The 22,576-nt window shown below is 45.7% G+C and carries 15 protein-coding genes and 1 riboswitch; of the genes, 12 read left to right on the forward strand and 3 right to left on the reverse strand.

Annotation, left to right across the window (positions count from 1 at the left end; genetic code table 11):
- Positions 1-22: 22 nt before the first annotated feature.
- From MKX60_RS07745 to MKX60_RS07755, 3 genes are all read left to right on the forward strand, one after another.
- Complete coding sequence (locus MKX60_RS07745; protein WP_339798652.1) at positions 23-1,987, forward strand: heavy metal translocating P-type ATPase; 1,965 nt, start codon at positions 23-25, stop codon at positions 1,985-1,987.
- Positions 1,988-2,143: 156 nt separating this feature from the next.
- The gene (trxB, locus tag MKX60_RS07750; protein ID WP_042191901.1) at positions 2,144-3,085 is read left to right on the forward strand and encodes a thioredoxin-disulfide reductase; all 942 of its coding nucleotides are present in this window, start codon (positions 2,144-2,146) and stop codon (positions 3,083-3,085) included.
- Between the two features lie 69 nt (positions 3,086-3,154).
- Positions 3,155-3,388 carry a glutaredoxin family protein gene (locus MKX60_RS07755; RefSeq protein WP_042191899.1) on the forward strand — a complete coding sequence of 78 codons (234 nt, stop codon included), beginning with the start codon at positions 3,155-3,157 and terminating at the stop codon, positions 3,386-3,388.
- A 265-nt stretch (positions 3,389-3,653) separates the two neighbouring features.
- Here MKX60_RS07755 and MKX60_RS07760 read toward each other — a convergent pair whose 3' ends face one another.
- Both MKX60_RS07760 and MKX60_RS07765 read right to left on the reverse strand, forming a co-directional pair.
- Positions 3,654-3,854, reverse strand: coding sequence for a hypothetical protein (locus MKX60_RS07760; protein ID WP_042191897.1), 201 nt, complete (start codon positions 3,852-3,854; stop codon positions 3,654-3,656).
- A 215-nt stretch (positions 3,855-4,069) separates the two neighbouring features.
- Positions 4,070-5,230 carry an ROK family transcriptional regulator gene (locus MKX60_RS07765; protein ID WP_076285493.1) on the reverse strand — a complete coding sequence of 387 codons (1,161 nt, stop codon included), beginning with the start codon at positions 5,228-5,230 and terminating at the stop codon, positions 4,070-4,072.
- A 375-nt stretch (positions 5,231-5,605) separates the two neighbouring features.
- On the opposite strand from MKX60_RS07765, the gene xylA reads away from it, so the two are divergent.
- The 9 genes from xylA (at position 5,606) to MKX60_RS07810 (ending at position 20,555) form a co-directional block, all read left to right on the forward strand.
- Positions 5,606-6,922: a xylose isomerase gene (gene xylA / locus MKX60_RS07770; RefSeq protein ID WP_042131068.1), complete on the forward strand. Its 1,317-nt coding sequence runs from the start codon at positions 5,606-5,608 to the stop codon at positions 6,920-6,922.
- Between the two features lie 272 nt (positions 6,923-7,194).
- Entirely contained in the window at positions 7,195-8,691 is a 1,497-nt protein-coding gene (xylB, locus tag MKX60_RS07775) for a xylulokinase (RefSeq protein WP_076300670.1), read from the forward strand.
- A 217-nt stretch (positions 8,692-8,908) separates the two neighbouring features.
- Complete coding sequence (locus tag MKX60_RS07780; RefSeq protein ID WP_076285491.1) at positions 8,909-10,696, forward strand: sensor histidine kinase; 1,788 nt, start codon at positions 8,909-8,911, stop codon at positions 10,694-10,696.
- Entirely contained in the window at positions 10,693-12,234 is a 1,542-nt protein-coding gene (locus tag MKX60_RS07785) for a response regulator transcription factor (RefSeq protein WP_076300668.1), read from the forward strand. The genes MKX60_RS07780 and MKX60_RS07785 overlap by 4 nt, the downstream gene beginning before the upstream one ends.
- Before the next feature lie 742 nt (positions 12,235-12,976).
- Positions 12,977-13,912 (forward strand): ABC transporter permease, encoded by a 936-nt coding sequence (locus MKX60_RS07790; RefSeq protein WP_231573511.1) that lies wholly within the window; start codon positions 12,977-12,979, stop codon positions 13,910-13,912.
- A gap of 65 nt (positions 13,913-13,977) precedes the next feature.
- Positions 13,978-14,883 (forward strand): carbohydrate ABC transporter permease, encoded by a 906-nt coding sequence (locus tag MKX60_RS07795; protein ID WP_042131063.1) that lies wholly within the window; start codon positions 13,978-13,980, stop codon positions 14,881-14,883.
- 146 nt (positions 14,884-15,029) lie between these two features.
- Positions 15,030-16,787, forward strand: coding sequence for an ABC transporter substrate-binding protein (locus tag MKX60_RS07800; RefSeq protein WP_076285489.1), 1,758 nt, complete (start codon positions 15,030-15,032; stop codon positions 16,785-16,787).
- A 115-nt stretch (positions 16,788-16,902) separates the two neighbouring features.
- A complete protein-coding gene (locus MKX60_RS07805; RefSeq protein ID WP_341059475.1) occupies positions 16,903-19,275 on the forward strand; it encodes a glycoside hydrolase family 95 protein in 2,373 nt (790 codons plus the stop codon).
- Positions 19,276-19,415: 140 nt separating this feature from the next.
- The gene (locus MKX60_RS07810) at positions 19,416-20,555 is read left to right on the forward strand and encodes a transglutaminase domain-containing protein (protein WP_341059476.1); all 1,140 of its coding nucleotides are present in this window, start codon (positions 19,416-19,418) and stop codon (positions 20,553-20,555) included.
- 76 nt (positions 20,556-20,631) lie between these two features.
- On the opposite strand, the gene MKX60_RS07815 is transcribed toward MKX60_RS07810, so the two are convergent.
- Positions 20,632-22,110 (reverse strand): amino acid permease, encoded by a 1,479-nt coding sequence (locus tag MKX60_RS07815; protein ID WP_042131059.1) that lies wholly within the window; start codon positions 22,108-22,110, stop codon positions 20,632-20,634.
- Between the two features lie 201 nt (positions 22,111-22,311).
- Positions 22,312-22,517: riboswitch (Lysine riboswitch) on the reverse strand.
- Positions 22,518-22,576 lie beyond the last annotated feature (59 nt).

Consider the following 22,576-nt stretch of genomic DNA (forward strand, 5'->3'; position numbering starts at 1 on the left):
ACTCTTAAGGACGGCGATTATTATGCAAGCAACATCAAAACATTTACCCAAGCAGTCATCTATCTCTGGCAGCATGAAGAAGCCAGGGGCTCCAAAGCGCCGGTTCGATCCGCGTGCCATGCTCAGCAATTCTGAAATGCAGGCTGCTCTGGGCAGCGGACTGCTTATGCTTTTCGCTTGGTCAGTTGGTGGATGGTCAGAAATTCTTTCCATAGCGCTCTATGTCATTTCTTATACGATTGGTGGCTGGAACAAGGCAAAGGAAGGCGTAGAAACGCTCGTCAAAGAACGAGATCTCGATGTGAACCTATTAATGATTGCAGCCGCACTAGGCGCAGCTTCCATTGGATACTGGAATGAAGGTGCTATGCTTATTTTCATTTTTGCACTCAGTGGAGCATTAGAGAGTTATACGATGGAACGTAGTAAAAAGGATATTTCCTCGCTGATGGCACTCAAACCGGCTACGGCTATGCGCATTGAAAAAGGAAGTATGAATGAGGTTAATATTGACCAGCTGGTGATCGGAGATCTGCTGCTTGTGCGCCCGGGAGATTTGATTCCGGCAGACGGCAAGGTATATCGGGGGGAATCAGCAGTAGATCAGGCTTCCATTACGGGAGAATCGGTTCCTGTAGAGAAATGTGCCGGTAGCGAGGTTTTTGCAGGCACTGTTAATGGAGAAGGCCCCCTTTATATTGAGGTAACGAAAGCAGCTGAGAACACCCTTTTTGCTAAAATCATCAAAATGGTAGAAGAGGCAGAGACGGAAGTTCCTAACTCGCAGCGTTTTATTAAAAGACTAGAAGCCATCTATGCACGGGTTGTCGTAGCCTCGACAGTGGCACTGATTATCCTTCCACCGTTTTTGCTGGACTGGAGCTGGAGCGCAACCTTCTATAAAGCGATGGTCTTTCTAGTAGTAGCATCACCTTGCGCTTTGGTCTCTTCCATTATGCCAGCGATGCTGTCAGCCATCTCCAAAAGTGCGCGAAAAGGGGTTCTGTTTAAAGGCGGGGTCCATCTGGAAAATATGGCACGCACAACGGTTGTGGCATTCGATAAGACAGGGACGCTTACAGAGGGAACTCCTCAGGTAACTGATTTTATTGCAGGTGAAGGCTACAGTCGGCAAGAGTTGCTAACGGTTAGCGCATCCATTGAGCATATGTCCCGTCATCCACTGGCGGAAGCGATTGTGCGTAAAGCAGAAGAGGAAGGTTTAGCGCTACAGGGAGTAGAAGACAGTAAAACCATTACAGGTTGGGGAATTGAAGGTCAAATCGACGGACATCTCTGGAGAATCGGAAAGTCTAATTTGCTCGATGAGCTGACTCCATCTGCTATGAATCCTGAACTAGAGCATTGGAAACTTAAGCGGCAGCAGTTGGCTGAAGAAGGGAAGACCGTCTCCATCATTCTGGACGGTGAGCAAATTGCCGGAATGATTGCTTTACAGGATACGGTTCGCCCACAAGCAGAAGCCGCAGTGCGTAAGCTGCAGGAGCTTGGGATTAAGGTGGCAATGCTTACCGGTGACCGTGACGCTACAGCTCAGGTTATTGCAGGTACAACTGGAGTGGATATGGTATTTGCCGATCTATTACCGGAGGATAAAGTGAAGCATATCAAAGCACTACGTGAAAAGTATGGTCACGTTGTTATGGTTGGTGATGGTGTGAATGATGCACCTGCTTTGGCGACAGCAACCGTAGGCATGGGGATGGGTATGAAAGGAAGCGGCGCAGCACTTGAAATAGCCGATGTAGTGCTTATGAATGATAATATAGAAGAGATCGCTTCAACGATATCATTGGCGCGTCGTTCGCAGCGTATTGTGAAGCAAAATATGATTTTTGCTGTGACTGTGATTGCAGTGCTTATGATCAGCAACTTTGTGCAAGGGATCGCACTTCCTTTTGGCGTGATAGGGCATGAAGGCAGTACGATATTAGTGATTCTAAATGGACTAAGATTATTGCGATAATATTTTTTAAAATTAAATTGTTCACAAAATAGTTTCGGAACTTGGGAGTCTGGCATATTGACATATTTGCTTTCAGTTATCATAATTAACACTACATTATAATTATTTTAAATAAGAAGCGACGTCATTGCCGTTTAGCTCAAGGAGGACATAGATATGTATAAATCAATAATTGTTGGTACTGGACCGGCAGGATTAACCGCCGCTATCTATTTGGCTCGTGCCAATTTGAACCCACTAGTAATCGAAGGACCTCAACCCGGTGGACAATTAACCACAACTACAGAAGTGGAGAATTTCCCTGGATTTCCTGAAGGAATCATGGGCCCTGACTTGATGGATAATATGCGTAAACAAGCTGAACGTTTTGGTGCAGAATTCCGTACGGGCTGGGTGAACAGTGTAGAACTTGGAGAGCGCCCTTTTAAGCTGAATGTTGAAGGAATGGGTGTTCTTACTACAGATACATTGATCATTTCCACAGGCGCTACAGCAAAATACCTCGGTATCCCAGGGGAGCAAGATAACGTAGGACGCGGTGTGAGCACCTGCGCAACCTGTGACGGATTTTTCTTCCGTAATAAAGAGATCGTGGTTGTTGGTGGCGGAGATTCCGCACTTGAGGAAGCAGGTTTCTTGACTCGTTTTGCTTCCAAAGTGACTTTGGTGCACCGTCGTGGAGAATTGCGTGCTTCGAAGATCATGCAGGATCGTGTACGCGCTAATGTTAAAGTAGACTGGAACTTGAACCGTACTCCTCTGGAAGTGACTTCGAGCGAAAGAGGCGTCAATGGACTAAAAGTGCTTAACAATGAGACTGGTGAAGAAGAAATCATCGAAGCAAGCGGCGTGTTTGTTGCGATTGGCCACCACCCTAATACCTCTTTCTTAGGTGGACAGATCACAACCAATGCGGATGGCTATATCATGACGAACCCAGGCACTTCCGAAACTAATATCCCAGGTGTGTTCGCATGTGGTGATGTACAGGATACTCGTTACAGACAAGCGATTACTGCAGCAGGTAGTGGATGTATGGCAGCTATGGATGCTGAGAAATATATCGAAAGCTTAGAGCACAGTGCAGTTATTCTATAATTTGGTTTGAAAAACCCTCATTGCTACAATTGATATCATCACTGTATTTCTTTTATAGGAGGTCATACCATGGAGAATGTAATTGTATATACCTCAACAAATTGCCCGCATTGCCGTCAGGTGAAGAGTTTTTTAAGCGAAAAAGGCGTATCCTACGAAGAACGCAATGTCGAGCAGAACGATGATTTTGCGCAGCAAGTATGGGACATGGGAGTGAGGGCTATTCCTGTAACTGTAATCGGTGAGCATAAAATTGTTGGCATGAACAAAACTCAGTTCGACAAAGCACTCGCGACTGTTTAAAAATATAAGAATTTATATGCTGCACAACTATAATATCCTTATATTTCTACGAAGAACCGATGTCGTCTTAATAGGACGATAAAGTCGTTTCTTCTTGTTAAATAAGATTTGCGTAAGGAAATTGTAATGGGCCGCTTCCGATTAGGAGGCGGTCTTTTTTGAAATATAAGAAAGTATAAAATATCTGCGAGCTTTAGCATACAAAAAATAGTCTGACGCATCTGTGCGCAGACTATTTTTATGAAAGTAGATCTAGAAGTAGAGTTTAGGTTTGAGTGAAAGATGTAATGAGCTGAAATAGTACGTATACAGCAGCGCCGCTGCCAATAAGAATAAATCCTGATTTCTTTTTAGCTTGAAAAAAACGGAGCACGCCGAGGCTGATCAAAGGGGCAATAATGAGCAGAAAAAGCAACACAGTGATGAACATCTGTGCCGAGATATCAGACGTATCAACATAGGTCATGGACTCGCTCTCCATTTCAAAAAAGGGGTTGTAGTGATAAATGTCACACTAGCTTGACCTTTATTATATAGGATTTCTGTTCTTTTTACTGCACTTTTGATTCACTCAAATGCGTCAATTTTACGTCAATTATTTCAAAATATAAGAATGTATATGTTCCACGCTATAAATTATTCTTATATTTCTCACATAAACGCTTCGCTTACCGTTATGGATTATAGGGTCACCCGAATATCGCCCAGGAAATGCATAACAGCAGAGAAACCTGCGCCGATCATCGTTCCACGGCTGCCGAGCTTAGAGAATGTAATTTCGAGTTGCTGCTTATGGTAAGGAAGAGTACGCTCAGCTACAACCCGACGCAGCGGTTCGCCTAGCCATTCTTCAGCCTCAGACAATGCCCCACCGATCACAATAAGCTCTGGATTGAAGCTATTGATTAGATTGGTCACCCCGATACCGAGATATTCACCCATCGTTGAGAAGTGATGCAGGGCGTCTTCTTGCCCGCCGGCTGCAAAGCGAACCAGCTCTGGCGTAGTATGGGCAGGGAGGGAGAGATCGGGATTATCATAAGTTTTCTCAGAGGCATATAACTCCCAACAACCACGACTCCCGCAACTGCAAGGCTTGCCTTGTGCTTCAATCGTCATATGTCCGGTTTCGCCGGCATATCCTCTTGCACCCTTGTACAGCTCCCCACCAATAATAATTCCAGATCCAATCCCTGATCCCGCACTGATGTAAAGGAGATGCCTTACCTCTCGTGCCGCTCCAAAGTTGAGTTCACCCTGTGCACCCGCGTTCGCTTCGTTATCAATGGTGACAGGAACGGAAAATTCAGCTTCGAGTATCGCTCGCAGCTCGACCATTTCCCAGCCAAGGTTGGGAGCGAAGAGTACAACACCATTTTCATCCACCATCCCGGGGACACCTACTCCGATGCCGACGATGCCGTAAGGGGATTCTGGGGCGTTGATAATCAAGCCTGAGATAAGTTTTTTCATTTGTTCCAGAACGTAAGGGAAATCATGGTTTTCTAAAGAGAAATCGCTTTCGTAAAGAATGCCCCCGCTCAGATCACATAAGACCGCTGTTAGCTGCTTTACCCGTAATTCTATGCCGATTACACTACCAGCCATCGTGTTAAAATGCAGCATTAACGGTTTGCGGCCACCGCTTGATTCCCCAGGTCCGACTTCAGTTACCAATTCTTGCGTGCACAGCTCGGCTACCAAATTGGACACAGTAGCTTTATTCAGTCCGGTCATCTCTGAGACCTTCGCGCGCGAGAGTGGAGAGTGTCTTCGAATGGTATGTAGTACAATCGATTTATTTATTTTTTTGACCAGCGCTTGGTCTCCAGTAACCTTCACAAATCACACATCCTTCTTAAATTATAAGAAAGTATAAGCTTCACGGTATACTTTCTCCTTATAATTCTCGCATAAACGCTTACCGTCCTTAAAAGGACGCTAAAGGCGTTTAGCTTGGCATAGTTCCCATTTGTTGTATGCCACTTAGTCTAGAGTGATGTGCTGCAAATTGCAATACGTAGCGTCCAGAGGAAATTTTCCAACAGGGATCTCCTATATTTGGGAAGAGGAGAGAGGAGGCTAGACAGGGTCCCAAAAAATGGACAAAAAAAACTTATCAAAACTTTGTTTAACCAATATACAAAGTCCAAAAGATGTGTTAAGATGATCCTGTAAACGCTTGCGGGCGAAGCACAAATTGAGGAGGATTACACAATGGCTTATTTTGAGACAGTGAACAAAATCTCTTACGAGGGAAGCCGTTCCACCAACCCTTTCGCATTTAAATTTTACAATCCTAAAGAAGTCGTAGCCGGCAAAACTATGGAAGAACATCTGAAATTTGCAATGGCTTATTGGCATACATTAACTGCTGGCGGTTCTGATCCGTTTGGCGCTGAAACAGCAATTCGCAGCTGGAACAAATTGAACGGTCTGGACAAAGCTAAGGCTCGCGCTGAAGCAGCATTTGAATTTATGGACAAGATGGATCTCCCTTACTTCTGCTTCCATGATGTAGACATCGCACCAGAAGGCGCATCTTTGCGTGAATTCTACAGCAACATCGACACCATCGTTGATATCCTTGAACAAGGCATGAAGACTTCCGGCAAGAAATTGCTGTGGAATACAGCTAATATGTTCACTAACCCACGTTATATGCACGGTGCAGGTTCTACACCTAACGCTGATGTTTTCGCACATGCAGCAGCACAAGTGAAGAAAGGTCTGGAAGTTGGTAAACGTCTGGGCGCTAGCAACTATGTATTCTGGGGCGGTCGTGAGGGTTACGAAGAATTGCTGAATACAGATATGGGTCTTGAACAAGACAACATTGCTCGTCTGTTCAGCATGGCTGTAGATTACGCTAAGGAAATCGGCTTTGACGGTCAATTCCTGATCGAGCCTAAACCAAAAGAGCCTACGAAACATCAATATGATTTCGATGCAGCAACAACGATCTCTTTCTTACAAAAATACAACCTCGACAAGCACTTCAAGCTGAACCTTGAAGCTAACCATGCTACGCTTGCAGGTCATACTTTTGAACATGAGCTTCGTGTAGCTCGTATCAACGGCATGCTCGGATCGCTTGATGCTAACCAAGGTGATACATTGCTCGGATGGGATACAGATGAATTCCCAGTTAACATCTACGATGCAACACTTACACTGTATGAAGTACTCAAGAATGATGGTCTTGGCAAAGGCGGAATCAACTTTGACTCTAAAGTACGTCGTCCTTCCTTTGAGCCTGAGGATCTGTTCCTAGCACATATCGCTGGTATGGATACTTATGCAAAAGGCTTGAAGGTAGCTGCTAAATTGATCGAAGATCGCGTATTCGAAGATTTCGTTGAAAAACGTTACAGCAGCTTCAATGAAGGCGTTGGTGCGGACATCGTATCCGGCAAAGCAACTCTGGCTTCCTTGGCTGAATATGCTTTGAACAATGAGAACCCACGCCCTAACCAATCCGGACGCCAAGAATACCTGAGAGCTACCCTTAACCAATACATCTTGGCTGAGTAGTCTTTACAGGGAGCTTGAAGCTTAGGCTTTGAATCCAGTTTGAACAAATGCAACGGGGGTTGCTGAAGAGAGCATTCTTCGGCAGCCCCCTTTTTGTACAAAGATATTCTAGAAATGCTCATAAATCTAAGTGGATGCTTACGAAGCGAGTTTTATTCGAAGTAGTTCAATGAAGCCTATGCTCATAAAACTAAGCAGGATGCTTTCGAAGTAAGTTTTATTGCGAAGAGAATCAAGTAGCTAAGCTCCATAAAACTTTTAGGAGGTAAAAAATGAAATACGTTATAGGTGTAGATTTGGGCACTAGCGCAGTGAAGACTGTTCTAGTGGACCCACAGGGCAAGGTGGCTTTTGAGCATTCCGAGTCCTACCCGCTAAGCAGACCGCAGCCGAACTGGAGCGAACAAAATCCTGAGGACTGGGTAAAAGGCACGCTGGTCAGTCTTCGTCGTTTGATTGAAGTATCGGGCATAGATCCATCACAAGTTGATGGTCTTAGCTTCTCCGGGCAAATGCACGGATTGGTACTAGTGGATAAGGAAGGGCAAGTGCTTCGTCCGGCCATTCTTTGGAATGATACTCGTACTACTGCACAGTGCAGAAGAATAGAGAAGACGCTCGGAGCAAAGCTTATTGAGGTTGCTAGAAACCGTGCACTGGAAGGCTTCACACTTCCTAAAATTCTATGGGTACAAGAGAATGAACCTGAGGTATTATCACAAGCGTATCAGTTCCTGTTGCCAAAAGACTATGTGCGTCTCCGGTTGACCGGTGATTATGCGATGGATTATTCCGATGCTGCAGGAACGCTTCTATTAGATGTAGGTTCTAAAACGTGGAGTGCTGAAATTGCTGAAGCTTTTGAACTGCCGCTTTCCCTTTGTCCTAGACTGGTAGAGTCCTTTGAACAGACAGGAACGTTATTGTCGGATATTGCGGAAGCATCAGGTCTTTTATCATCAACAAAGGTATTTGCTGGTGGTGCGGATAATGCATGCGGGGCTCTTGGAGCAGGTGTCCTTGGTGAAGGCCGGACGATGTGCAGTATTGGTACATCTGGTGTAGTTCTTTCCTATGAGAGCAACAAAGACTTGAATCTCGAAGGCAAAGTCCATTTCTTCAACCATGGTGAAAAAGATGCCTACTATATCATGGGCGTTACTCTAGCGGCTGGTCATAGCCTTACATGGTTCAAAGAAACCTTTGCGGCAGACAAAAGCTTTGATGAATTGCTAAGTGGAGTAGCTTCCATTCCAGCGGGTAGCGGCGGACTGCTCTTTACACCTTATATCGTAGGGGAACGTACACCACATCCAGATGCGAATATTCGCGGAAGCTTTATTGGTATGGATTCTGGGCATACGTTGACTCATTTTACACGTTCCGTATTAGAGGGCATCACCTTTTCGCTACGTGAATCTATTGAGATTGTACGTGATTCAGGTAAAGAGATTACAGAAATCATTGCGATCGGTGGCGGGGCTAAAAATGAGGCATGGCTCCAGATGCAAGCAGATATTTTCAATGCATCCATCGTGAAGCTTGAAAGTGAGCAAGGTCCGGCTATGGGAGCAGCGATGTTGGCAGCTTACGGTAGCGGTTGGTTCACATCACTTAGTGCATGTGCAGAAGCTTTCATCCGACCTGCGGATGTATATAAACCAGATCCGAAGCAAGCGGCAATCTATGACGGCTTATTTAACCTCTATCAGGAAGTCTACGATCAGACCCGTGAACTGAATAACAAGCTGGCAGCGTACCGCCAATAATTAAGGACGCCGAAGGGTTTATGCTTGATATGTCTGATAAAAAAGGTCTTTCGCATATGGCGAAGGACCTTTTTATGACCATCTCGTTTATTGATCTAAGGATAGGCTGTATTCGAAGTTGTTGCCGTTCCTATTTTTCTTCTGTAAAGTATGGGGTATCTCCAGGGCAGCGTTAAACTCTGCATGAGATAGTGAAGGTTTCGGGGGGCGGAAGGCCATGTTCCAATGGATTGTTAAGCTGTTGAATGACATCAAAATCCGCAATAAGCTGTTGCTTGCTTTTTTACTCACCACGTTACTTCCGGTATTACTGGTAGGCGGTTATCTTACGTTTGAGATGAGAACCATGGCGTTTCAGAGCGCACTGGAACAAGCTTCAATTAACGTAGATCGGGTAAAGAAAAGAACAGAAGAAGTCATCGGTGTATCTCAAGATATCGCATATCGCTTGAGCAATGATGCACGGTTGAAGAGACTTGCCATACGTCAGTATGTTAGCACTTATGATGTGGTGGAAGCTTACCGCGATTATTCGGATATGCGTGAGTATCTAAGGTTGTATAAAGATATATCCAACATTCGCTTATACACTGACAACGCTACGCTGCTTAACAACTGGGAGCTGATCAATCCTTCACCTGAGATTAAGGAGAGCCAGTGGTATCAGAGAGCACAGCGGTACGATAGTCTTGTCGGTTGGGAATATATCGAAGATGAGCGTGATAAGCGGAATTATTTAAGTCTTGTCCGCAAAATCGAGCTGGAGGGCTCCAGTAAGATCGGTGTACTCGTTATTAATGTGAACAGTCAGCAGCTTGCATCCATTCTAAGCCAGGAATCTTTTGATACCATGATCGTCGATGATCAAGACAATATCATTGCAGCGAACCGGAAAGATCGGACAGGTAAAAAGCTGGTGGATGTTTCTTTTGACACGAAGCTCTTGGGGCAGGGAAGTGGAAGCTATGAAGCAGTAGTAGATGGCGAAGCTTCCAAAATTGTGATCGAGGAGCTTAAACCACAAGCCAGCCGAAATGCACTACGAATTATATCTGTTTTTTCGATTGAAAGTATAGTTAAAGAACCCAATCAAGTGATTAAGCTTTCGATTACTGTGGTTGCGATAAGTGTTTTATTGGCCTTTTTAATTATATATAGCTTCTCCTCGTTGTTTTCGCGACGATTGCTGCATTTAAGCAGACATATTAACCGAGTCAGTACTGGGGATTTTGATACGACATTAAAGATTGATGGCAAGGATGAAATCGCCCTGTTAGCTCGTCAATTCAATTCCATGGTACGCAGCATTAATGATTTGATGTATGAGGTACAGGAATCCAATGCTCAGAATAGTCTGCTGGAACAGAAACAAAATGATATACGATTCAAAATGCTGGCCAGCCAGATTAACCCGCATTTCTTATTCAATGCACTAGAAGCGATTCGGATGGAAGCTCACATGAAGGGGCAAGTGGAAATTGCCCGTGTGGTACGTCTTCTAGGTAAAATGATGCGCAGTAACCTGGAGGTAGGCCGAAGTAAAATTTTGCTTAGTCAGGAATTAGAAGTGGTACGTTGTTACTTGGATATTCAGCAATTCCGTTATGAGGAGAGGTTGAAATATCAATTTACTGTAGACCCTGCCGTTGAATCTCTTTATATGCCCCCGCTTCTTATTCAGCCACTTGTTGAGAACGCAGTAATCCACGGACTGGATAATAAGATGGAAGGTGCATTTGTGACGGTGGAAGTTGTACAAGTTGGGGATCATGCTAAATTTACGATTACAGATAACGGAGTAGGAATATCTCCAATTCAGCTGGAGGAATTACTGAACACGCTTGAGCGTAAGGAAGAGCGTGAAGGTGAGCGAATTGGACTTCGTAATGTACATGACCGGCTAAAACTATCCTACGGCGCAGAATATGGGCTAACGATTGAAAGTAGACCTAATGTAGGAACGGTTATTTTCTTCTGCATACCAATGGAGGACAACAATCTATGATAAAAGTGATGATTGTCGATGATGAGCCGAAGCTACGGGAAGGACTTCGAAGTCTGATCCCATGGGAGAAGCTCGGTTATACGGTGGTAGCTACAGCAGCTAATGGCTTGCAAGCACTTGAAAAGTATCATACCTTCTACCCGGAGCTGATCGTTGCTGATATTCGTATGCCTGGAATGGACGGTCTGGAAATGATTAGTGAGCTTCGTAAAGAAGGCTCGGAAAGTCATGTGCTCATCTTAAGTGGACATGCTGATTTTGAATATGCTAAGCGGGCGATTGGATATCGGATCGACGGCTATTTGCTGAAGCCAGTGGATGAGGATGAGATGATCGTATGTCTGGAACAGCTACATGAAACGATCGAGCAGGAGCAACGGTTCAGTGACTGGAATGAGGAGGAGCCCGCTCGCAATAGGGAAACTTTACTCCGAGCGCTTCTGCAGCCAACTTCAGAGGAAGAACTGGAGGAGGACCTTAGCAGACATGTGGATGCGCTAGGACTCGATCAGGGGAATTATGAAGTCATTCTCATTGAATTAAGAAAAACAGCTGGTGCAAATGATGAGGATCTCCGGGGAATCAAAACAGTAATGGAACAGCATTTTAGTAATCATCCTAATGCATCATTCTTTACATTGTCACAGTATTTGGGCATTCTCATGAAGGATCCGGACCAGAGCGCGAGCAAGCGGGAAGAATTATATAAGGGATTATCTGCAGTGATAGAACCAAAGGGTTACGACTTCATTGCAGTAGCGGGGGGAGTAGTACCTCGACCTGAAATGGTGGGAGAATCGTTTAATTCAGCACGTGAACTGTTAAGACGTTCCTTCTTCTTCAAAAAGGGGATCATCATCAGTACAGATCCTTCAGGATTTCTGATGGAGATGAAGGAGAAGACTGAAGAGGATCAGGAGACGGAGAGTCGTCTGCTGCTTGCAGTAGAAACCGGAAGTCTGAGCGCGATTCGACCGATAGTGCTGACTATCTGTGCTGAACTTGTATCTGCGGGCAGCGACGAATTGCGAATTAAAGAGACCTTTGTGAGACTCCTTAGTACTGTCCTGGCCCGTCTGGAGCCTACGTATCCGGAAATTCGCACCTATGCAGCAGAGCATTCCCCTCCAATAGGGGAGCTTTATCAAAGTTATTATTTGTCTGATTTGCAGGATCAGGCTGTTTCATTTCTCGAAGAAATTGCGGGCCAGATGACCAGTGGGCGTGGAAATGAAATTAAGAAGATTACAGAAATAATCAACCGTCGCTACAATGAGAACCTAAAGCTGGAGACCTTATCCGAGTTATTCTGCTACAACAGCGCTTATCTCGGTAAAATGTTCAAGAACACCACAGGAGAATACTTCAATACGTACGTGGACAAAGTGCGGATTGAGAAGGCTAAGGAATTTCTGACGCAAGGGATGAAAGTATACGAGGTGGCTGAGAAGGTAGGATATATGAACCCTGATTATTTCAACGCTAAGTTCCGTAAATATGTAGGAATCTCACCAACTTCTTATCGAAAAAGCATCTAAGGATGGTGTGGTATTCTTGTCTTGTCTGTTATACCCGTGGCTGAGTTCAGGTGGTTTTCTGAACTTCAGTCCACGGGTCTTTTTTTTGTTTTCCCTACTCCCACCAATTGTACGTGGTGAAGTATTAATGCAGTTAAATAGACACCTGCTTAAGCTTATGCGGGTGGAGGGCTAATGCATTTTCTTTAGAATCAGGGCTCTAAACATCTGCTGGTAAAGGAGCGAAGAGGAATTTTTGGAACTGTAGAAGCGTTTAACGCTTCTAATTTTAAAAGGGCGACTGGTAGAAGAACGAAGAGGAATATTTGGAACTGTAGAAGCGGAGCGTTCGCCTTTATCCTCGGATTTCTACCGCGAGAAGCGGTTCAAATCAGGAAATCTGAGGATAACAGCGATCGGAAGTCCAAATATTCCGCGTAGTGGCTGGTTACCAGAAGCTTAGTTGGAAAATTCGAAAAAGGTGCGATCGAAAGTCCAAATATTCCGCGTAGCGACTAATATCCAGCAGATTGTTTTATGAACCGTATCAAAAGAATAATGCAGACGCAGCAGCATTAGCCCCTCTGTGTCGATGAGCCGAAATGAGAATTCACCCCGGACAAAAATCTCTAATTTTCACCTGATTTTAAGTCGAATTTATAGGGTACTGCAATCGCTTACAAAGTTTTAGAATTAAGGCATAGAGAGGAGGGGCTTTATGAAAGCGGACACAGTAACTGCTCAAATCCCGCCGGACACCCGAATGCGCAACAAAAAGCCTGCTTCAGGAGGACGGTTTTGGAGAAGCTTTAAGAATCAAAAGTATTTGTGGCTGATGTCGATACCTTTTGTAATCTGGGCATTCGTCTTCAGTTATCTCCCATTATGGGGCTGGACGATGGCTTTTCAAAAGTACAAGCCCGCACGTGGCTTTTTTGAACAAGAATGGGTAGGTTTTGAACACTTTAAGACATTGTTCAGTGACTCGCAATTCCTTCTGGCGCTACGTAATACGCTGGCGATGAGTGGAATGGGCTTGGTCGCAGGCTTTATCTTTCCGATAACGTTTGCAATATTGCTCAATGAATTGCGTCTTGGATTTTTTAAACGTTTTGCTCAGACCGTCTCGTATTTGCCTCACTTTGTATCATGGGTGGTTGCAGCGGGAATTGTAACTAAAATGTTATCTAGCGAAAATGGTCTTGTAAACGATCTCTTGTTAACAATTGGATTTATAGATTCACCTATCCAGTTCATGGCTCAGGGCCATCTCTTCTGGGGAATCGTTACTTTATCAGATGTGTGGAAAGAAACCGGATGGAATGCGATTATCTACCTTGCGGCCATCTCGGGTATTGGACCTGAACTGTACGAAGCGGCCCGAGTAGACGGTGCCAGCAGGCTCCGCCAGGTATGGCATATCACCCTTCCAGGTATCCGGCCGACCATTACAGTGCTACTCATTATGTCGATCGGTAATTTGCTAAATATCGGCTTTGAGAAGCAATTCTTGCTTGGAAACAACCTCGTTACCGACTATTCTCAGGTGCTGGATCTGTATTCTCTGAAATATGGACTTGGCATGGCGAGATATTCCTACGGTACCGCGATCAATATATTCAACTCAGTGATCAGTGTAATCCTGCTGTTTACGATTAATGGAATCTTCAAGCGTACAACTAAAGAGAGCCTTCTGTAACACAGAGGGCCCTTCTAACAATCGTGGCAGCAAAATTGCCCTTTTCTTGAAAGGAGAGCGTTACAGTGGGAAATACAGCTATCACCGGAAAGTCGTGGTCAGACCGGATCTTTGACTTCATTGTATACTTTGTAATACTGTTCGTGGTTGTAATCACGATCTATCCGTTTCTGAACGTGCTTGCGATCTCGCTGAATGATTCAGTGGATAGTGTGCGCGGCGGTATCACCATCTATCCTCGGGAATTTACCTGGGACAATTACTTGAAAATCTTCAGTTTCTCAGGGCTGATCACCGGGTTTAAAATATCCGCTTTGCGGACAGTCGTCGGTACTTTGTTCGGTCTGATCAGTGCCTCGATGCTAGCATTTACGATCAGCCGTCCTGATTTTGCAGGCCGCAAGTTCGTCTCCACATTCTTGGCGATGACCATGTATATCTCTGGAGGAATGATTCCAATATACATGCTGATCAAGGATCTGCACATGATGAACAGCTTTGCAGTCTACGTATTGCCTGGATTGGTTAGTGCTTTTAATGTCTTCGTTATCCGCTCCTTCATTGACGGCCTGCCGTATGCACTGCAGGAATCGGCGAAGCTGGATGGAGCTAATGACTTTACCATCTACTGGCGTGTCATCCTGCCGCTGATGAAGCCGGCGCTAGCAACAATCGCGCTGTTCCTAGCAGTAGGTCAATGGAATGCATGGTTTGATACGTATTTGTATAATGGTTCAAGCCCTCATCTGACGACATTGCAATATGAACTGATGAAGGTTTTGCAGAGTACAACCAGTGGTAATGGTGGCGATTATCGCTCCAACATTGCTTCTCTAGCTTCGAATCAAGTCTCGCCAGAGTCTATCAAGATGGCGATTACGATTGTCGTAACCGTGCCAATTTTGTTGGTGTATCCGTTCATTCAGAAGTACTTTGTTCAAGGTATGACACTTGGCGCTGTGAAGAGCTAATTACAGCTAACAGGGGAGCATAGTCTCCCCTAAGCTTTAAGAGTGTTTTGTATCCGTTTTCTTTTCTTGTGGGAAGTTTTGGGATAAGTATTAACAGGATTTATCTGTGATACGATAGATAAACAATTTTAAGGAGGGTTTATGTAATGGGGAATAATAGAAAAATAAAAGCTAAAGCAACTGCACTTACACTTACTTCTATTATGATGCTCGGCATGCTCGCAGGTTGTGGTGGAAACAACGGCAATAACGCAGCTGGAGATGCAGCTGGAAATGCAACAAATAAGGGGAATGCGGCTAATTCAGCCAATGCGGTTGAGGATACTTCTCCGCTCACGATGACTTTCTTCAGTGCTGACCCTAACCCGAACTGGACAGGCATGCAAGATGAAGTAGGCAAAGTGATTACGGAAAAAACGGGAGTTACCTTGAATGCTGAATACGCGGTTGGTGACCCTGCTCAGAAAGTAGCGTTGATCGCAGCAAGCGGTGATTATCCGGATCTGATCAGTGCCAAGACCGACGTAAGCAAGCTGGTGGATGCAGGCGCAATGCTTGATCTGACAGATCTGATTGAAAAATATGCTCCGAACATCAAAAAAGTATTAGGCGAAGAAGGCATGAAACGCTCACGCTATAGTGACGATGACCACGCGATCTATGCTATCCCTACGTATGCAGGTGTGGATAACAAATACTTTGATGCTGGCGGCGGATTTGAACTACAGCACCGTGCTGTTAAAGAAGCGGGATATCCTGCAATTAAAACTGTCCAAGATTATGAGAACGTAATCAAGGCTTACCTGGAAAAACATCCAACCGATGAAAATGGTAACAAAAACATCGGTCTGACCCTAAATGCAGATGATTGGTATATGTACATTACAGTAACTAACCCAGCATTCACTACTACAGGCTCTCCTGATGATGGAGAATATGCAATTGATATCGACACACAAGAAGTAACTTATCACTTCCGTCGTCCTGCTGAGAAAGAATATTTCCGCTGGCTCAACCATATGAACGATATCGGATTGCTTGACCCGGAAAGCTTCGTTCAAAAGTATGATCAGTACAAAGCTAAAATCGCTACCGGCCGTGTTATTGGTTTGATCGACCAAGACTGGGGTTATGGCGATGGAGAAAGAGCATTGAAAGCTGAAGGTAAGCTGGATCAAGGATACGGACACTATCCAGTAACCCTGTCTGAAGAGTACAAAGAAACTTCCTTCTGGCCTACAGGCTTTATGGGTGGTAACGGCATTGGGATCAGCGTAGATGCTAAAGATCCGGTACGTGCAATTAAATTCTTGGACTACTTAGCTTCCGATGAAGGTCAAGTATTGGTTAACTGGGGTATCGAAGGCAAGCATTACAACGTAGTTGACGGCAAACGCGTCATTCCTGAAGATGTGAACAACCGTAAATATAATGACACTACCAATTTCCAAAAAGAAACAGGACTTGGCAATGTCGGATCAAACTACGCTCTGCTTAGCGCTCACTATGGTGACGGCGTATTGGATCCAACTGGAAACTACTATACAACTCGTTTCCCTGAGCAAGTAACAGTAGGCTACAATGCAGTTGAAAAAGAAACACTTGCTGCTTATAAAGCAACAACTTGGAAAGACCTCTTCCCAAATGAAGATGAATTCAAAGTTAAACCTTGGGGCGCGGCATGGAACATCACGATTCCTGGGGATAGCGAAATTGTCGTTCTCGACAACAAGCTGAAGGATATCAGTTGGAAACGGATTCCTGAAGCCATCTTGTCCAAACCAGCTGATTTCGACAAAGTTTGGGATGCTTACATGGCTGAACTCGATAAAGCTGGTGTAACAAAAGCTGAAGATTTACGTGAAGAGCTGGTTAAACAACGCGTGAAACTTTGGAATGAGTAATTATTGAATTAAGGTTAATAAAATAAAAGCATGAAGATGGCGGGAAGTCCGAACGAAAGTCCGGGCTTCCCGCCGATTTGTTTTCATCTGTAATTACAGGATAGGAGGAATATACGTGGAAGAAAGTAAGAACACTGGGCGGCATAAGCTCTGGTATAAGCAGCCGGCAGTTGTATGGGAAGAGGCACTGCCCGTGGGTAATGGCCGTTTGGGCGGCATGATCTTTGGCGGAACGGAAGAAGAACTAATTCAACTAAATGAAGACACCTTGTGGTCGGGCTTTCCGCGGGATACAGCTAATTATGAGGCGCTGCGTCATTTGGCTCCGGCCAAACAATTAGTGGCAGAGGGGAAATACAAGGAAGCGGAAGCGCTAGTGGATGCCAAGATGTTAGGCAGACGGACTGAATCCTATCAACCGCTCGGAGACTTGCGAATGAAGTTCAATCTTGGTGGTCCTGTAGAGGATTATCAGAGGGAGCTTGATTTGGATCAAGCGCTTGCTACGGTATCTTATACTGCGGGGGATGTAAGGATTGTGCGCGAAGTTTTGGCCAGCAGACCAGATGAACTTATAGTCATTCATATCCGTGCAGAAGGAAAAGAAGGGCTGGGGATTTTGCCGGATTTCTCAGTGGCTCTGACTTCGCCGCATCCTTTCCGACTAGAGATCACTCCGGATGGCGCGCTGATGATGATCGGTCGTGCTCCATCGCATGTGGCTGATAATTATGTAGGAGATCATCCGCGTTCCATATTATACGAAGAGGGGCTTGGCATAAGTTTTGCCGCTGCAATGGAGATCCGTACAGATGGCGGCAAATGTAATGCTGAGAACGGCATGTTGTCGGTTTCAGGTGCGCGCTCCATTACGATCCGCCTAGCTGCCGCAACCGATTTTGTCGGGTATGACCGGATGCCAGGAAGCGGCGGTAAGCTGCCTTCGGAGTTGTGCCTAGAGCAATTGGCTTTGTCCTCTAATGGATATGCAGAGCTGAAGCAGCGCCATCTAGAGGATCATCAGTCCTTGTTCCGCCGCGTGGAGTTGACGCTTGCACCCTCGTCCTCCCGGATAGAGCTTCCCACGGATGAGCGACTAGTACGCTATCAGGAGGGGCAGGCAGATTCTGCGCTAGAAGCGCTGCTGTTCCAGTATGGCCGCTACCTGATGATTGCTGGCTCACGACCGGGGACGCAAGCTCTGAATTTGCAAGGGATCTGGAATCCCTTTCTTCAGCCGCCATGGAACAGCAATTATACGACTAATATAAACACTGAAATGAATTATTGGCCAGCCGAGTTATGCGGGTTGGGTGAATGCCATGAACCTCTAATCGATTTTATTACGGAGCTTAGTATGGCTGGCAGCCGTACAGCAAATATTCATTATGGCGCACGTGGCTGGACGGTGCATCATAATACAGATTTGTGGCGTATGACGTCTCCGTCAGACGGCAAGGCGATGTGGGCATTTTGGCCAATGGGAGGCGTTTGGCTCTCTCGCCAATTGTGGGAGCGTTACGCTTTCCGTCCAGATGAGGAATATTTGCGAAACACAGCTTATCCTTTGTTAAAGGGAGCCGCGTTATTTTGTCTGGATTGGCTGGTAGAACTGCCTGATGGAAGCTGGACAACGGGTCTGTCTACCTCACCGGAGAATGTATTCTTGACTGCTGATGGCACGCCATGCAGTGTTTCAGCTGGCTCAGCTATGGATTTATCGCTGATCGCTGAGCTGTTCAAGCATTGCATTCAAGCTGCTGAGATTTTGAATACCGATGCCCAGCTGAGGCAGGAGCTACGCCAGAAACAGGAACGACTCGCTCATCCTGGGATTGCACCGGACGGACGTATTCGTGAATGGAACGAGGATTTTGCTGAACAAGAGCCTGGGCACCGCCATGTCTCTCATTTGTATGATTTATATCCCGGGAATGTAATTAGTCCTTCCTCCACACCAGAGCTAGCAGAGGCGGCAGCGTTATCGCTTAAGAAGCGCTTGGAAGGGGGGGGCGGACACACGGGCTGGAGTGCAGCCTGGCTACTTAATCTATATGCGCGTTTGAAGGATGGAGAGAATGCGTATAGCTGTTTACGTCGTATTTTGCAGGATTCAAGTCTGCCGAATTTATTCGGTAATCACCCTCCATTTCAGATTGACGGTAACTTCGGAACTACGGCCGGAGTTGCTGAGATGCTCTTGCAGAGTCATCAGGAAGGGCTTGAATTATTACCCGCTCTTCCAGAAGAGTGGTCTGAAGGAAGTGTGAAAGGCTTGGTAGCCCGAGGCGGCTTTATCACAAATATAGAATGGCGTGAGGGACGCTTAACGAAGGCGGAACTGACCTCGACGCATGGACAAATATGCAGAATTTACAGTCACCAGCCTTTGCTCATTCAAAGTCCCGATGGTTCACGAATAGGGATAGAGATGGAATTTGAAACCGTTATAGGAGAGACCTATATCATTACACCGCAAAGCGAATAAAACACATCGTTCTAGCATATAGGCTGTTCTCAGAGTAGAATTATTCTACAGGGAGCAGTCTTTTTTTGCCTAAACGCTCATTATCTATTAAATGGTAGGGTTCATTACAAGTCTATAGGAGCCGGAGGAACGGAATATATATGTGGAAAAAACGCTTCACATTAGTAAAGATCATTCTGGGAGGAGTGATTATATTCGCTGCTATTCCACCGATGATTTATTGGGGCTGGGGTCATGCTTATGCGGCTTCGAGTTCACCCACCCTTCGTTCTGTAAATGAAGTAGCGCAGAAGCTAACGGGTGCAATGAACAACCGCAGGGAGACCATTACTTTTACTTATGAGAGCAAAGCTTCAAATTTGAAAACGAAAATACAAGCGGCTCTGGATCAAGCGATGGCTAGTGACCCTTATTTGTATTACATTATAGACAGCTACGGATATACTTATCGAGGAAGCGCAAGCTCTGTAAAAGTTACGGTGGAAGTGAAATATTTGGAGACGCTGGAGCAGACGGCTTTTGTAAACAAAGAAGTGAAGGCTGCGCTGAAGAAGATCATAAGGCCGGGCATGAACAATCATCAGAAGGTGAAGGCTATCCACGATTGGGTTGTGCTTCATCTGAAGTATGACACTTCGTATCGTAAATATACGGCTTATGAAGGATTGAAGAGTGGCAGCGCCGTTTGCCAAGGGTATTCGCTGTTGACCTATAAGCTGTTAAAGGAGGCTGGATTCACGAATAAAATCGTTGAGGGTACAGCCAAACAGCCTGGAGGACGTAGCCAGTTGCATGCCTGGAATCTTGTGCTGTTAGATGGACGGTGGTATCATCTCGACACGACTTGGGATGACCCGACACCTGATAAAGCAGGTGTGGTTAGCACTGCATACTACTTGAGAACGGATGCGCAGATGCGTCAGGACCATAGCTGGACGAAGTCTTATCCGGCAGCTTCTGTAGGTTATCATAAGACCTTGTCTGCGCTTGTGGAGCGTGGAGGACAGAATGCGGCTGTCTATAAACAGCTTCAGAAGGATCTTAATTATGAGCTATATGCCGAGGAGTTAATTGTACGTTCGGTAGGAGATCTGACTCGGCTAGCGAATAAGGCAATTGCCTCCGGTGAGGTGTCTATATTATTCCGTTATCAAGGGAGTGGGACCAAGCTTAAGAACGACCTGCAGGAGCTATATAAGCTTGGACTAGAGGATGTATCTTACTCCAGTTCTGCTTTTGACAATACGGGCGATCTCAAAGTGTTTGTGACCTGGGAATAGAAGGATAACAAAAAAGGACATCCCATAAGCCTAAGTGGCTACGGGACGTCCTTTTTTGTTTTTTACCGGGTCTATTTTATTCTGGGTGAGTACTTAGGTCGCATTTATCCAAAGGAATAATATTACTCTTCCGGAACCAGCGATAGCCTACCCAGATCAAGACAAACAGCGGCAAGCTGATATAGGAAACGGCGATACCATACCAGTCGATATTTCCACCTGAGAAGGCGCCCATATTCTGACCGAGGATAGCTACAATACAAAGTCCTAAAGCAAAGATAGGTCCGAATGGGAACCATCTAGCTCGGTAAGGTAGTTCATCTAGCGAATGCCCTTGTGCTATAAAAGCACGTCTGAAACGGTAATGGCAGACCGCAATACCCAACCAGTTAATAAATCCGCACATACCAGAGGCGTTCAGTAGCCAGTTATATACGGCACCGTCACCAAAGAATGAAGCGAGAAAGGCGAGCATTCCGACAGCCGTAGTTACTAGCAAAGCGCCAACAGGGACACCACGGCGATTGAGCTTACCCAGTGCGCGCGGAGCCATGCCATCCTTAGCCATTGCATACAGGACACGGGTGGAAGCATACATTCCAGAGTTCCCTGCCGACAGTACAGAGCTGAGAATGACGGCATTCATTACGGATGCAGCAATTGCAAGCCCGGCTTTATTGAACACGATCGTAAACGGACTGACTCCGATGTCATCGATGCCTCCACGCAGAAGATCTGGATTCGTATAAGGAATCAACATTCCGATTACAAATATAGCAAGGATATAAAAGATTAATATACGCCAGAATACTTGGCGGATCGCAATTGGGACGTTGCGGCGTGGGTTCTCGCTCTCACCAGCAGCAACGCCGATTAGCTCGGTACCCTGGAAGGAGAATCCGGCTGCCATAAAGACCCCGACGAAGGCGAAGAAGCCACCGTGGAAGGAGCTGCCCCCGATTTGGAAGTTACTGAAGCCTACGGCTTCTCCACCCATAATGCCGAATATCATGAGGACACCGACAACGAGGAAGGCGATAACGGTAATGATTTTGATAATGGCAAACCAATATTCTGATTCCCCGTAGCCACGAGCAGATAGGAAGTTTAGGCCGAACATCAGCAGTAGGAACACCAGACTCCAGAGAAAGGAAGGGCTGTCCGGGAACCAATATTTAATGATGACGGTAGCCGCTGATAGCTCTGCTGCAATCGTAACCGCCCAGTTATACCAGAAGTTCCAGCCGATGGCGAAGCCAAAGGCGGGGCTGACGAAACGAGTGCCGTAGGTACTGAAGGACCCGGAGTCCGGTAAATAGGTGGCGAGCTCCCCAAGACTAGTCATGAGAAAATAAACCATTACACCCACAGCCGTATAAGCTAGAAGCGCTCCACCAGGTCCTGCTGAAGCGATCGCGCCGCCACTGGCTAGAAACAGACCCGTTCCAATAGATCCGCCAAGCGCGATCATGGTCAAATGTCTTGCTTTGAACGATTTTTTTAGCGCAGGCTGATTTATGTTGCCTTGCGCTGGGTTTTGCTGATTGCCCTGCATGAATATGACACTCCTTATGATCTAATCTTACTGTTCATGAACGGGGAGTGCTGAGCTGCTGACTCCCGCAAGGCGGGAGGTATACTTCGTGATTTCCAGAAGGTTATGGATGACTGTACGAAACATACAAATTCTGTAAACGCAAAGAAGCCGCAAACTATGTCTGCGGCTTCCATCTATACAGCTCCGCATCATACTCCCTGTGAAGATAGCGCAACACACTGCAGTCTGCTATTTACGCAGGCTGTACAATGTGACAGTTCCGTGCCTTTCGGCAACGGCCCCAGCCTGCACCGCTGTAAGAGCTACAGCGCAAGCTTCGGCGGATATTCCTTTCGGCGTGATTCATAGACGGCTCTAACGTCTCCACACGCGTACTCTTTATATCCGCGACCTCTACCTCATCTTAGTATGACGAGGCTATCTTTACTTCATTCATTTATAAACAACAGGAATTAGTATAAAG

The sequence above is a fragment of the Paenibacillus sp. FSL R5-0914 genome (genome assembly GCF_038004525.1).
In the GTDB taxonomy this organism is placed as follows: domain Bacteria; phylum Bacillota; class Bacilli; order Paenibacillales; family Paenibacillaceae; genus Paenibacillus_AQ.

Coding starts and splice junctions, on each gene's coding strand:
- MKX60_RS07800 (WP_076285489.1), top strand. CDS start 15,030: ATGGGGAATAATAGAAAAATAAAAGCTAAAGCAACTGCACTTACACTT.
- MKX60_RS07790 (WP_231573511.1), top strand. CDS start 12,977: ATGCGCAACAAAAAGCCTGCTTCAGGAGGACGGTTTTGGAGAAGCTTT.
- MKX60_RS07785 (WP_076300668.1), top strand. CDS start 10,693: ATGATAAAAGTGATGATTGTCGATGATGAGCCGAAGCTACGGGAAGGA.
- trxB (WP_042191901.1), top strand. CDS start 2,144: ATGTATAAATCAATAATTGTTGGTACTGGACCGGCAGGATTAACCGCC.
- MKX60_RS07780 (WP_076285491.1), top strand. CDS start 8,909: ATGTTCCAATGGATTGTTAAGCTGTTGAATGACATCAAAATCCGCAAT.
- MKX60_RS07810 (WP_341059476.1), top strand. CDS start 19,416: ATGTGGAAAAAACGCTTCACATTAGTAAAGATCATTCTGGGAGGAGTG.
- MKX60_RS07745 (WP_339798652.1), top strand. CDS start 23: ATGCAAGCAACATCAAAACATTTACCCAAGCAGTCATCTATCTCTGGC.
- MKX60_RS07815 (WP_042131059.1), bottom strand. CDS start 22,110: ATGCAGGGCAATCAGCAAAACCCAGCGCAAGGCAACATAAATCAGCCT.
- xylA (WP_042131068.1), top strand. CDS start 5,606: ATGGCTTATTTTGAGACAGTGAACAAAATCTCTTACGAGGGAAGCCGT.
- MKX60_RS07755 (WP_042191899.1), top strand. CDS start 3,155: ATGGAGAATGTAATTGTATATACCTCAACAAATTGCCCGCATTGCCGT.
- MKX60_RS07760 (WP_042191897.1), bottom strand. CDS start 3,854: ATGACCTATGTTGATACGTCTGATATCTCGGCACAGATGTTCATCACT.
- xylB (WP_076300670.1), top strand. CDS start 7,195: ATGAAATACGTTATAGGTGTAGATTTGGGCACTAGCGCAGTGAAGACT.